Raw genomic sequence first — 9,814 nt, forward strand, 5'->3', positions numbered from 1 at the left:
GCTCGGTCAGACGAACGCCGCCGCGGGTTCGTCTCCGAGGAGGAGCTGGCCGCTCCATTCGAGGATCCGGCGCTGGCCCACCACGTGCTGGCAGGCGGTGATGCTGTCGCGGACCGCCCGGTCCAGGGGCGTTCTCGAACGGAGCGTGGCGTCGGCGCCCACGAGGTCGTAGAGCGCGGCGGCGATGGTGCGGGCGCTGTGGAAGGCGTGGTAGCGGGCCAGGGCGGCGTCGGCGCGCTGCCTGCGGGTGGGCTGGTCGCCCGCCGCGAGACAGTCCCAGAGCGCCTCGACGCTCGCGTAGACGGCCGTGCGGGCCGCGCTGAGCTGCATCTCGCACTCGGCCAGCACCGCCTGGACGTGGCGTGAGGTGCGCCAGGGCACCCCGGCCGCCTCGGTGCGCGAGCCGGCGAGGTGGTGGACGTGGTCGATCGCGGCCCGGGCCAGCCCCAGCGGCACGCCGGGCATCTTGCGCACGAGGGTGTCCGAGCGCCGGTACATGGGGGCGTCGCGGTGCGCGTCGCCCAGGACGAGGGTGTGCTCGGCCGGCACGAACAGCCGGCGGGCGGTGTAGTCGCAGCTGCCGGTGCCGGCCAGGCCGGTGGTGTGCCAGGTGTCCTCGATCGTGTAGGAGGCGGCGGGGGCCAGCACGATCCGGGTGACCGGGCGGCCGGCGTCGTCCAGGAGCGGGCGGCCGTCGCGGTGGACGGTGCAGCCGCCGGCGATGACGTCGGCGTGGGTGCAGCCGCTGCCGAAGCGCCAGTGCCCGTCGACGAGGTAGCCGCCCGGCGTCTCGTGGGCCTGTCCGGCCGGGGCGACCCAGCCGGCGGTGACGAGGTCGAGGCGGGGGTAGAGCTCGGCGGCGGCGTCGGGGGCCAGGTGCCCGGCGTAGATGCCCGAGTCCATGCCGATCATGACGCACCATCCGGTGGCGGCGTCGGCGGCCGAGATCTCCTCGATGAGCGTGATCTGCTGCATCGACGTCAGCTCGGGACCGCCCCACTCGGCGGGCATCGTCGCGCGGAAGACGCCGCACCGGCGCAGTTCCTCCACCAGGTCGCGGGGCAGGCGGCGGGCGTCCTCGATCTCGCGTGCGCGGGCGGAGATCCGCGGCGCCAGCGCCCGTACCCGGCGCAGGATCTCCTCCAGGCCGAGCCGGCCGCCGCCCTGCCCGGACGCGGCGGACCCGCCCGACGGATCGGGCGCGGAGGCAGGGGCAGATGTGGGGGCGAGTGTGGGGGCCGGGCCGGTCCGGGCGGGCGCGGGTGCGCTCATGTCGGTCCTCGCAGTCTTCACCGGGGCGCCACCCACTGCGTGAGCACCGCCATCCGCAGGTACAGGGAGTCCTTGACCTGTTCGAAGTACAGGCCGCCCGGGGTGTCGTCGACGTCCGGGTGCAGTTCGTCCTTGCGTGGTCCCGGGTGCAGGACAAGGGCTTTGGAGCCGACCGCGCGGATCTTGGCGGCGGTGATCCGGTAGCGCTCCGGGGTCACATACACGTGGGAGCTCAGGGCGGCGGGGTGCGACTCCAGCGAGGGCACGTCGACGGGCATCATCTCCACGACGTCGGCCTCGGCAAGGAGTTCGCTGACGTCGCTGCGGAACTCGTAGGGGGTGCCCGAGTCGTGCAGGAGGACGGCGAGGTCGGCGGGCAGGGTGGTGTGGGTGACCGCGTCGAGGCCCGTCATGTCCAGGGGCGCGGCGGGCGGGACGAGGAACAGCAGCCGTTTGAGGTCCATCCGGGCCAGCAGGTGCACCAGCGAGCGCAGCACCCGGGTGCCGGGGTCGCCGACCAGGGCGACGACCGTGCCGGCCAGGCCGCCCAGGCGGCGGGTCATGGTCCAGATGTCGCTCAGTGCCTGGGTGGGGTGTTCGTTGGAGCCGTCACCGCCGTTGATGACGGGGCACAGGGACGCCTGCGCGGCGCGGCGGGCGGCGCCGGTGACGTAGTGGCGCAGCACGAGGGCGTCGCTGAGTTCGGAGACGACCCGGGCGGTGTCCTCCAGGCTCTCGCCGATGTAGTCGACCGAGCGGGAGGTGCTGGGGTCGGCGAAGCCCGTCACGCGGGCGCCCAGGCGCAGCGCGGCCGCCTCGAAGCCGAGCCGGGTGCGGGTGCTGGGCTGGAAGAACAAGGTGGCCACGATCGCGCCGTCCAGCAGGGTGCGCGCCTGGCGGGCGGGCATCTCGCGCAGCCGGGCGGCCCGCCGCAGCAACTCCTCGACCTGCGGGCCGTCGAGGTCGGCGGCGGCGACGAGATGACCGGGGAAACCGGCGTTCCCGCCACCACTCCCGTCACCGCCGTCGCGTTCAGCGCGGGAGGTGTCGGTGGCAGTGGTGGTGCGGTGTGCGCGCGGGCCGCCGCCGTCGCCGTCGGGGCGGCCGGGGAGGGTGGCGGTGACGGCGCGGGAGAGGTCATCGGTGGGCTGCATAGCGTCCCCGGGATATCTGGTGGTGGGGGTCAAGGAGGCTTTCGAGCCGGGCGAGGAGGTCTTCCGCCCCGGGCTCGCCGCGCAGCGCGGCGGCGGTGCCGGCGTGGTCGATGTCGAGGCGGTAGGGCGTGAACCCGGCGCCGGCGAACGCGTCGTGCAGGGTGTCCAGCAGGGCCTGGGCGCGCCGTGAGGTGGCCCGGTCGCGCTCGAAGCGCAGGGAGACGACCAGGTCGACCCAGCCGCCGGGCATCAGGTTGAGGGTGTGGCCGGCGGTCATCCCGTCGCCGTGGCGGGCGACGGCGTCGGCCAGCAGGCCGGCCGCCCGGCCGGCCGACGCGCCGTCCAGGGGCAGGACCGGGGTGAAGAACAGCCAGCCCGCGCTGCCCTGCAGTTCGGTGCGGTCGGCGGGAACGCGGAAGATGTCGTGGACCATCGCGTCGTTGGCCGACGGGTCGCCCGCGTAGGCGCGCAGGGTGGCGTGTTCGGCGATGGTCGTGCCGTGCTCGTGCGGTCCGAAGACGCGGGGCCGGCCGAACACCCCGGCCGCCGCGGCCCGTTCGGTCAGCACCTCGACGGCGCAGTCGACCAGCCGGGCGGCTCCGCCGACGTGGACGTAGGCGAGGTAGCCGGCCTGTGCGGTGCCGCCGTAGGCGGTGGCGGCCTGGGCGCTGAAGACCTTGATGACGCCGTCGCACAGCCGGTCCGCCTGGACGGCGGCCAGCGCTTCCACCGCGGCGGGCAGATCGCCGGCGGCGAACGCCAGGCGCACCACGCGGTGGGTCTGCGGGCGCGGCAGCAGCCGCACGGCCGCCGCGGTGACCACGCCCAGGCCCGACTGGACGAACAGGTCGGCCAGTCCGGGGCCGACCGGGTGCGGGTAGGGGGCGGGGGCCAGGTGCGGCCGGGGCCAGCGCCCGACGTGCGCGATCGTGCCGTCGGCCAGGACCACTTCGAGTCCCAGGATGTCCTCGGTGCGCTGGCGGTGCAGGCCCACGCCGCGGTCCAGGGCGTTGCCGACGACGCTGGTGCGCGAGGAGGAGGCGGTGACGTTGAGCAGGTAGGGGCTGTTCTCCAGCCGCCGGGCCAGCGCGCCCTGGCTGACGCCGGGTTCGACGACCGCGATGCCGTGGTCCAGGTCGAGGTCGCGGACCGTGTCGAGGCCGCCCAGGTGCAGCAGTACGGCGCCGTCGTCGGCCGGCCGGTCCGCGCCGAAGCCCCAGTTGAGCCCCGTGCTGCAGGGCTGCACCCGGACCGCGCCGTGGCGGGGGGCGTCGGCGGCCAGCGCGCGCAGCAGGGCGCGGACCTCGTCGACGGACCCCGGCGACACCGCGATATAGGGGCCTCTGTCCCGGAACGCTCCGCTGCCGGCCATGCCGTCCCCGTGCCGCGGGGTGATGACGCGGCACCGGCCGGGGCCGGCCGCCCGCAGGCACCGCGCCAGGACCGCCTCGTCCGGCCCGGACACCGCAGCCGGAACCGGATCCGGGACGGTGGGAGCGGGGGCGGGGGCGGGGGCGGGGCTGATGGTCTCAGTGTCCATGGGCCGGCGCCGACGGCAGCGGACCACCGCATGCGGTGGTGTGCGGAGCGCCGCATTCCGTGCGCAGCCATTCACGTACCGATCGCTCCACAGTAAAAGCGCCCAGGGAGCCGGCCGCGTTTTCGCGAGGCAGGGAAGGTGGCATGGGAACGTCCTTCTGTGTTTCATTTCCGGGTTCCGACCGCTGTTGAACATACCGGCCTGCCGGGAATTGCGGAACCGCGAGATGGATTCGGGGCGGCTTTCCGGCGAGCGGGGCCGGGCGGCTCTTTCCCTCGTTGCGTGCCCGCGTCGGCACAGGCACGCGGGCGGGGTGGGCGGCGGGGGCTGTCCTGTCGACGGGACACGCCCGCCCGGGCCGGCTCCGGCCGGGACGGGCGGCCCGGTGGGCGTCTGCCGTGCCGCCCGGCGCCGTGATACAACCGGCGCACACCGCCCGGCGGGTGTGCGCCGGGGCCGTGCGCCCGGGCGGGGAAGACCCGGGGCGCGCGGGCGGTGCTCCGCCGCTCCCCGCCGCCGGTCCGGGTGCGACGCGGGTGTGTGCAGGATGACGCGACGCGGGTGTGTGCAGGATGAAATGAAGAGGCCGCGCACGCTTCGCACCCCGTCCCGCGGCGCGGTCCGCGCGGGGGCCGAAACGCTTCACGGCCGGCCACCGTGCGCGGGGCGCCCGGGGCGTTTCGCGGGATTCACATGATTCGCGGGGCGCATATATTTCCGGTTTCTTTCACCGCGGGAATGCGGGTGCGGGAATACGCCGACGCTATTTCGCGGTGTGCGGCGCACATTTTTCGTCTCGACGGGAGCAGCGCATGCGAAGTGAGGGCGAGTTCGACACGGACGTCCTGGTCGTGGGCGGCGGTCCGGCCGGCGGGACCGCCGCGCTGGCCCTGGCCACCTACGGCGTGCCCGTCACCGTCATCGGCAAGTACGGCTGGGTCGCCGACAGTCCCCGCGCGCACATCACCAACCAGCGGACCATGGAGGTGCTGCGCGACCTCGGCGTCGAGGGCGAGGCGCTGGCGGCGGGCACCGCGCAGCACCTGATGGGCGAGAGCGTGTTCTGCACCAGCCTGGCGGGCGAGGAGATCGCCCGGATCCGTACCTGGGGCACGGAGGAGGAGCGGCTGTCGGAGTACGCGGCGGCCAGTCCCTGCCCGATGCTCGACCTGCCGCAGCCGTATCTGGAGCCGGTGCTGCTGGGCAACGCCGCCCGGCGCGGTGCGAAGGTCCGCTTCGACACCGAGTTCGTCTCCCTGGAGCAGGACGCCGGCGGAGTGACGGCGCTGCTGCGCGACCGGCTGCGCGGGGACGAGTTCACCCTGCGCGCCCGCTATCTGATCGGCGCGGACGGCGGCCGCAGCCGGGTCGCCGAGCAGATCGGGCTGCCCTTCGCCGGCGAGGAGGGCAAGGGCGGCAGCATGAACATCGTCTTCGAGGCCGATCTGACCCGCCACGTCGAGCACCGTCCCGGTGTCCTGTACTGGGTGGTGCGTCCCGGTGAGGGGATCGGCGGGATCGGGATGGGCGCGCTGCGCATGGTCCGGCCGTGGACGAAGTGGATGGCGGTGTGGGGCTACGACCCCGACAGCGGCCCGGTGCCCGACGGCGCCGAGGCGCTGCGCATCGTCAGAAGCCTGCTGGGTGACGAGGACATCGACGTGCGCATCGAGTCGGTCTCGCTGTGGAGCGTCAACGACCTGCACGCGACGTCGTATGCGCGCGGGCGGGTCCTGTGCGCCGGTGACGCCGTGCACCGGCATCCGCCGTCCAACGGGCTGGGCTCGAACACGTCGGTGCAGGACTCCTACAACCTGGCGTGGAAGCTGGCGCTGGTGCTGCGCGGGCAGGCGGGTGCGGGGCTGCTGGAGAGCTACGACGCCGAACGCGTCCCCGTGGGCGAGCAGGTCGTCACCCGCGCCAACCGCAGCACCGGCGAGTTCGTGCCGCTCTTCAAGGCGCTGGGCCTGGGCGACGGGCTGGCGTCCGAGGACGCTGCGGCCGGGGTGCGCCGGGGCCGGCTGCCGACCGCCGAGGGGGCCCGGCGCCGGCGGGAGCTGGCCGAGGCGATGCAGCTCAAGCACTACGAGTTCAGCGCGCACGGGGTGGAGATGAACCAGCGTTACGTCTCCTCGGCCGTGCTGGCCGACGGCCGGCCGCCCGAGCGGTGGGCGCGTGACCCTGACCTGTACGCGCAGCCGTCCGCCCGGCCCGGCGCCAAACTGCCCCATGCCTGGCTGGTGGATGCCCGCGGGCACCGCCTGTCCACCCTGGACCTGGTGGGCAAGGGGCAGTTCACGCTGGTGACGGGGCTGGCCGGTGAGGCCTGGGTGCGGGCCGCGCGCCGGTGCGCGGCGGAGTTCGGCATCGCGCTGAAAGCGGTACGGATCGACGAGGACGGCGCCCGGGACGCCTACGGCTCCTGGCAGCGCGTCAGCGCCGGCCTGGACGAGCGCGGCTGTCTGCTGGTGCGCCCGGACGGTGTGGTGGCCTGGCGGCACGGGCAGCCGGTGGACGATGCCGGCCGGGCGGCCGCCGCGCTGCGCGGGGCGCTGACGGCGCTGCTGCACCGCTGACCCCCGCACCCGCCGCCCCTTCTCCCCCGTCCCCCGCCGACTGGTCCCGGCCGCCCGCCGGGGGGGCGGCTCAGGGTTTGCGGCGGGCGACGGTCATGCCGTCGGCGATCGGCAGCATGACGGCGTCGACCCGGTCGTCCTTGGCGAGCCGTTCGTTGAATTCGACGACGGCGGCGTCGACTTCACCACGAGGGTGCAGGACCCGCCCCTTGCGGAAGACATTGTCGAATACCAGCAGACCGCCCGGCCGGGTACGGGCGACGAGTTCGCTGAAGTAGTCCCAGTATCCGGTCTTCTCCGCATCCACGAACGAGAAATCGACGCTTGCGGTATTCGGCAGGGAACGCAGGGTCTCGAGGGCGGGCGCGATCCGCAGTTCGATCCGGTCCTCGACACCGGCGGCCTGCCAGGCCTCCCGGGCGAGGGGGGTCCAGGTGTCGTCGACATCGCAGCACAGCAGCCTGCCGCCGGGCTGAAGGCCGCGGGCGATGGCGAGCGCCGACATGCCGGTGAACGTGCCGACCTCGACCGCGCTGGTCACGCCCAGCGTCTGGACCAGCAGCGTCAGAAACGGACTCTGCTCCGGGGCGGTCTGCCAGTGGGCGACGTCGGCGAACTGCCGCGTCCGCTCGGCCAGGCGTTCCTGGACGGCGTCGGGCGCGACACTGTGCGCGGTCATGTAGGCGTGCAGGTCGGCGGGCATCAAAAGGGTGCTCTGCCTCATGGGTGTGGGCCTCTCTCGGAAAGAAGGCGGGGGAAATCCTTTTGCGGGGTGAACTCGGCCCCGTCCGGCCCGCGATCGGGCGTCACACCACACTGCATTTTCCGCCGGGCCTTATCAAGGGCCCGCTCCCCGGCGGCCTGCCGGGGAAAGGAACGCGGGTGTTAATCTCCGCAGCATGCCCGAACTCGTCGAGCCCGCCGTCCGGTTCCGCGCCTCCTGGATGCAGGCCTGCCAGGAATGGGGGCCCGGTGCGCACCAGGACGGCAGCGGGCTGCGGCTGGCCGGGCCGGACCTGGACAGCGCCGCGGGTTTCGAGACGTGGGTGGAGCGGCTGCGGGCGCAGGCCGACCGGTCGCTGGCACTGCCGCAGGACAGAGTGCACGCCACGCACCTGTGGATCGTCCAGGACGACACCTACCTCGGCGCGATCGACGTACGCCACCACCTCAACGCCCTGCTGCTGGAGGGCGGCGGCAACATCGGTTACAGCGTGCGCCCTTCGGCCCGCCGGCGCGGGCACGCCACCTGGGCGCTGGGCCGTGTCCTGCCCGTGGCGCGCGATCTCGGCCTGGAACGCGTCCTGTTGACGTGCGACGACAACAACACGCCCTCCGCGCGCACCATCGAGGCCAACGGCGGCGTCCTGGAGGACGTACGCGCCACCGCCCTGGGACTCAAACGCCGCTACTGGATCACTCTCTGACCCCCGCTCCCCCGGCCGAAGCACACGGCCGACGGGGGGAGCGTGTTGGTCTGCCCGGGCCGGCCGGCGGGCGGGGGCTCAGGAGTCGGGCAGGCAGAGCCAGATCTCGGAGAAGGCCAGGCCGTGCTCACCGGTGGCCGGTCCGCAGGCGCAGCCCAGCGTGATCAGGCGCCAGTCGCCGCTCACGGTCCACGGGCCGCCGGCGTGTCCGCAGCCCGGGCAGCGGAAGGTGTCGGCCGTCCACACGCCGGGGGCGGGTCTGCCGTAATGCCGGAACCGGCCCGTGTGCCGGACCTCCCACGGCACCGCCGGCGGTGTGAGAGCAGCTGATCCGGACGCGGTGGGGGCGGCCAGCATGGTGAACAGGCGGGCCAGGCCGGGCAGCAGGGCCTCGCCCGCCTCGGTCGGGGCCGGCGCCGGGCCGCCGGCGGTGTCCTGGGGCAGGGGGTAGCGGGCGGCCGCCGCGGCGGGCGGCGGGCTGGGGACGGTGTGCCAGGGCAAAAGGGCGCGGGCGACGGCGGCCACCAGGGCGGCGGCGGGCGCACTGACGGCGCCGGCGTCGAGGTGGTGGACGGTGGTGCGCCAGGTCCGCTGCAAACGCCGGTCGCGGTCCGTGGCCCGTGTACGTGCGCTGCCGGCGCCGCGGGCGGGCAGCGGGGCGGTGAGGCGGGCCAGGATGTGGGCGGCCGCGTCGGCGTCCGCCCGGGCGGGCCGCCACTGTCCGGCGGCCAGGAGGTGCCGGGCCCGGTCCGCTTCCCGGACCAGGGCGCGGGCCGGCAACGGCCCGGTGGCGAAGTCCGCTGCGAACAGCTCCCCTCCGCTCGGCATGGCGTCCCCCGTCCCGATGTGTGGTCTCCGGCGTGCGGAGCACGGTGCCCGCACGGCCGCCCGAAGCGGCACGCGGGCATCACATCACACGGCCCTACGGGCGTTCCGCCGAACTGTGTTGGGCCTGCGCTGCGGTGTACGGGCCGTGCCGGCCGGCTGCTCTCGCCCGGCGCCTTCCGCCACCCTCGAAAGCGGCGGTCTTGTCTGCCCCCGCCAGGCTTGGCGGCGGGGGCAAAGGGGGTGCGCGGCCGGGGGGGTTGATGTCTGGGGGCCGTCAGGTGCCGGCCGCGGGGGCGTGGGTGTCGTGCAGGGCGAGCTGATAGGAATCCGACGCCGACGGTCCCTGCAGGCCCTTTACGCTTCTCACGTGCGCTATCTGACGGAGTCCTTCGCCCTCGGGGCCCTGAGACGGGGTCGACCGATCGAGCAGTTCCTCGGCCCTGCGGGCTCACCCGAGCGTCCCGGCATCCGCTACATCGAGATCAGACCGGCCAAGATCGGCTACGCGATCTACCTGCACACCCTGGAAGACGTCGGTCACGAGACCTTCGTTGATCTGGTCGAGTTCCCTCCTCTTCGCAGCGACGACGCGGAAGAGGAGTTCGGCCGTCTTGTCGCGACTCTCGATGACCCGCCTGCCGCCCTCGCAGCCGCCGGAGACATCACCGGTGCGGTACGCGGAAGATGGGTCAACACTGGACTGGTCCAGGACGAGTATCACGACTACGTGGTGGCCGGACGGCCGGCAGACAGCTCTCCCGGTGACTCCTCCCCCTCGTAGGGGGCTTCTCGCTATGCCGGTGTGGCTTCGCGACGGGCCAGCCCGGCCCGTAGGACGTTCAGGGCGCCCACCGTGTCCGCGTGTGCCTGGTGGCCGCACGAGACGCAGTGGAACTTCTCCTGTGTGGGCCGGTTCTCCTTGGCGGTGTGCCCGCATGCGGGGCAGGTCCGGGAGGTGTTGCGGGGGTCCACGGCGATCACTTCCCTGCCGGCGCTTTCAGCCTTGCTGGTGAGGAT

General features: G+C 74.0%; 9 protein-coding genes. 3 read left to right on the top strand and 6 right to left on the bottom strand.

Annotation, left to right across the window (positions count from 1 at the left end; translation table 11 throughout):
- Positions 1–6 precede the first annotated feature (6 nt).
- From ACWCQK_RS38950 to ACWCQK_RS38960, 3 genes are read right to left on the bottom strand one after another with little or no spacing between them, the layout of a single operon-like run.
- Complete coding sequence (locus ACWCQK_RS38950; protein ID WP_451163503.1) at positions 7–1,272, bottom strand: acyl-CoA dehydrogenase family protein; 1,266 nt, start codon at positions 1,270–1,272, stop codon at positions 7–9.
- 17 nt (positions 1,273–1,289) lie between these two features.
- Positions 1,290–2,426, bottom strand: a complete 1,137-nt coding sequence (locus ACWCQK_RS38955; protein ID WP_451163505.1) for an aspartate/ornithine carbamoyltransferase family protein — start codon at positions 2,424–2,426, stop codon at positions 1,290–1,292.
- Positions 2,410–3,966 carry an FAD-binding oxidoreductase gene (locus ACWCQK_RS38960; protein WP_451163507.1) on the bottom strand — a complete coding sequence of 519 codons (1,557 nt, stop codon included), beginning with the start codon at positions 3,964–3,966 and terminating at the stop codon, positions 2,410–2,412. The genes ACWCQK_RS38955 and ACWCQK_RS38960 overlap by 17 nt, the downstream gene beginning before the upstream one ends.
- An 812-nt stretch (positions 3,967–4,778) precedes the next feature.
- On the opposite strand from ACWCQK_RS38960, the gene ACWCQK_RS38965 reads away from it, so the two are divergent.
- Positions 4,779–6,542 carry an FAD-dependent monooxygenase gene (locus ACWCQK_RS38965; protein WP_451163509.1) on the top strand — a complete coding sequence of 588 codons (1,764 nt, stop codon included), beginning with the start codon at positions 4,779–4,781 and terminating at the stop codon, positions 6,540–6,542.
- A 70-nt stretch (positions 6,543–6,612) separates the two neighbouring features.
- On the opposite strand, the gene ACWCQK_RS38970 is transcribed toward ACWCQK_RS38965, so the two are convergent.
- The gene (locus tag ACWCQK_RS38970; protein ID WP_385783441.1) at positions 6,613–7,266 is read right to left on the bottom strand and encodes an O-methyltransferase; all 654 of its coding nucleotides are present in this window, start codon (positions 7,264–7,266) and stop codon (positions 6,613–6,615) included.
- A gap of 175 nt (positions 7,267–7,441) precedes the next feature.
- On the opposite strand from ACWCQK_RS38970, the gene ACWCQK_RS38975 reads away from it, so the two are divergent.
- Positions 7,442–7,969 (top strand): GNAT family N-acetyltransferase, encoded by a 528-nt coding sequence (locus ACWCQK_RS38975; RefSeq protein ID WP_451163511.1) that lies wholly within the window; start codon positions 7,442–7,444, stop codon positions 7,967–7,969.
- A gap of 78 nt (positions 7,970–8,047) precedes the next feature.
- Here the strand turns inward: ACWCQK_RS38975 and ACWCQK_RS38980 are convergent, their stop codons facing one another.
- The gene (locus tag ACWCQK_RS38980; RefSeq protein ID WP_451163513.1) at positions 8,048–8,797 is read right to left on the bottom strand and encodes a hypothetical protein; all 750 of its coding nucleotides are present in this window, start codon (positions 8,795–8,797) and stop codon (positions 8,048–8,050) included.
- 367 nt (positions 8,798–9,164) lie between these two features.
- Here ACWCQK_RS38980 and ACWCQK_RS38985 point away from each other — a divergent pair, with 367 nt between their 5' ends.
- Positions 9,165–9,578: a hypothetical protein gene (locus ACWCQK_RS38985; protein WP_451163515.1), complete on the top strand. Its 414-nt coding sequence runs from the start codon at positions 9,165–9,167 to the stop codon at positions 9,576–9,578.
- Positions 9,579–9,589: 11 nt separating this feature from the next.
- On the opposite strand, the gene ACWCQK_RS38990 is transcribed toward ACWCQK_RS38985, so the two are convergent.
- Positions 9,590–9,814, bottom strand: a 225-nt coding sequence (locus ACWCQK_RS38990) for a zinc ribbon domain-containing protein (RefSeq protein ID WP_451163517.1), incomplete at its 5' end; no start/stop codon positions are given.

It is taken from the genome of Streptomyces sp. NPDC002306 (assembly GCF_053593435.1).

Bases quoted from the DNA above. Each gene is read 5' to 3' on its own strand.
- ACWCQK_RS38950 (WP_451163503.1), bottom strand. From the start codon at position 1,272: ATGAGCGCACCCGCGCCCGCCCGGACCGGCCCGGCCCCCACACTCGCC.
- ACWCQK_RS38955 (WP_451163505.1), bottom strand. From the start codon at position 2,426: ATGCAGCCCACCGATGACCTCTCCCGCGCCGTCACCGCCACCCTCCCC.
- ACWCQK_RS38960 (WP_451163507.1), bottom strand. From the start codon at position 3,966: ATGGACACTGAGACCATCAGCCCCGCCCCCGCCCCCGCCCCCGCTCCC.
- ACWCQK_RS38965 (WP_451163509.1), top strand. From the start codon at position 4,779: ATGCGAAGTGAGGGCGAGTTCGACACGGACGTCCTGGTCGTGGGCGGC.
- ACWCQK_RS38970 (WP_385783441.1), bottom strand. From the start codon at position 7,266: ATGAGGCAGAGCACCCTTTTGATGCCCGCCGACCTGCACGCCTACATG.
- ACWCQK_RS38975 (WP_451163511.1), top strand. From the start codon at position 7,442: ATGCCCGAACTCGTCGAGCCCGCCGTCCGGTTCCGCGCCTCCTGGATG.
- ACWCQK_RS38980 (WP_451163513.1), bottom strand. From the start codon at position 8,797: ATGCCGAGCGGAGGGGAGCTGTTCGCAGCGGACTTCGCCACCGGGCCG.